Annotated in this window: 1 protein-coding gene and 1 pseudogene; both read right to left on the bottom strand. The window is 30.4% G+C overall.

The window, feature by feature from the left end; genetic code table 11:
* Positions 1-783 precede the first annotated feature (783 nt).
* Positions 784-1362 (bottom strand): TlpA family protein disulfide reductase, encoded by a 579-nt coding sequence (locus ACNI3T_RS13825; RefSeq protein ID WP_418228320.1) that lies wholly within the window; start codon positions 1360-1362, stop codon positions 784-786.
* 92 nt (positions 1363-1454) lie between these two features.
* A pseudogene (locus ACNI3T_RS13820) lies at positions 1455-1628 on the bottom strand (IS30 family transposase); the annotation flags it as partial.

The raw sequence follows: 1628 nt of genomic DNA, 5'->3' as shown, positions 1-1628 counted from the left end.
TGTTGCAATAATTCTTTTAGATAAATACGGCTTGTTGTTAGTTACGATCATTACTAATACTGTAGGTAATTTATAATTTTCAGGTTGGGAAGTTACTTAATTTCTTGAAATAGGATTTTTAATCAAGTTTCACTTCTTTCCATTTGTCAGATTCTGCGAACTCTTTTATTATCTGATTTCTTTCCTCTAATAATCTTGTCATATACTTTTTGAGAAAGAGATAGTCTGCAATTTCACCTAAAAACATGAATGGTGGTTTTTAGTCAAAAATATCCGTCATTAAAGTTCCATTTTCTACCTTAGTAAATATGTGCTGATGTTTGAAACTTTCAAAAGCACCTTTAACCATTTCATCAGTAAATTTGTCGGAGTAGTTATATTCTGTGATTTTAGTTGTCAATTTTTGAGTTACTCCAAAATGTTTTCCTTTTCAGGTTACGCTTTCATTAGGACCAATTAGTCCACTTGTTACTCCAGCAATTGCTTCTTCCTTAGTTTTTGCAACTGAAATTTTATGAAGATCAATACTTCTTGATAAATTGAACACCAATTCTTTATTAGCCTTTATGTGAGTCAGTAATTTTATTCTTGGCATTCTCTTTCTGAATATGCGTGATAACGGTCTCGATTATCGCAAGTTGGCGGAGTAGGGAACGCGGCGTTGTCGGCTTAGTATTTTGTTGTTGGTCAAGTTAATTATTTTCTTAATAATGCTGCCGCTCATTGGCGATCAACCGATGTTGTACACCGTTGTTTTTCTCAAATTTCCTTTTGAATATGTTACTATTCTTGATTCATTAATTCATCAATTTTTTTATAAAAATCATCTGTTGAACCATATTTACCTATAATTTCTCCTTTTTTATTGAGTATAAATTTTGTTGGAAAACTATCGACACCATAGGTAATAGTTAAATCTTGTTCCTTGGCTTTATCATGAATTACATTTACCCATTCTAATTCATGTTTTTTGACCGAAAGTTTCCAGTTCCTTTTAAGATCTAAATATGCTATTCCTACAATTTCTATTTCATTTCGATATTTATTATAATATTCTTTCATTTTTGGAAAATCCTCAATACATGGAACACACCAACTCCCCCAAAAATCTAGAACAATAAATTTGTCTTTAACAGAACTTAATTGAAATTCTATTCCAGATACCGTTTTTAATTTAAAATCAGGAGCTATCTTTCCTATCAATTCACTCTTAATTAGATCAGAAGGCATTTCACTTTTAATTGATCCATTATTTTTTATTGCTGGATCTGATTTATCTTTTGAGATAATTTGTCTCTCTTTTTCTTTACAGGACTCCAACATTGTTGCAATTACTAATAGAAAAATCAAAATTCTTCTCATAAATCATTTTTTATATAATACTAGAAATCTTAGTTTATTATTTGAAAAATGCTGGATTCAAGGTTGTAACGCAACAAAGCGTAGTTTAAAAGTTAGGTATTCAAATATAATTTTTTTCGTTCGAGATCTATCATTTCTTGTGGCGTATTATACCCCAGTATTTTACGAGGTCTGTTGTTGAGTTTATCCTGTATGATTTGCAACTGTTTTTGATTAATCAGCGCAAAGCTTGTTCCTTTAGGAAGGTATCTTCTGATGAGTCCATT

The organism is Christiangramia qingdaonensis (assembly GCF_048381525.1).
Taxonomy (GTDB): Bacteria; Bacteroidota; Bacteroidia; order Flavobacteriales; family Flavobacteriaceae; genus Christiangramia.
This window is presented reverse-complemented; position numbering and strand designations above follow the sequence as displayed.

Excerpts from the sequence above, each read along its gene's own strand:
- ACNI3T_RS13825 (WP_418228320.1), bottom strand. The coding sequence starts at position 1,362 with ATGAGAAGAATTTTGATTTTTCTATTAGTAATTGCAACAATGTTGGAG.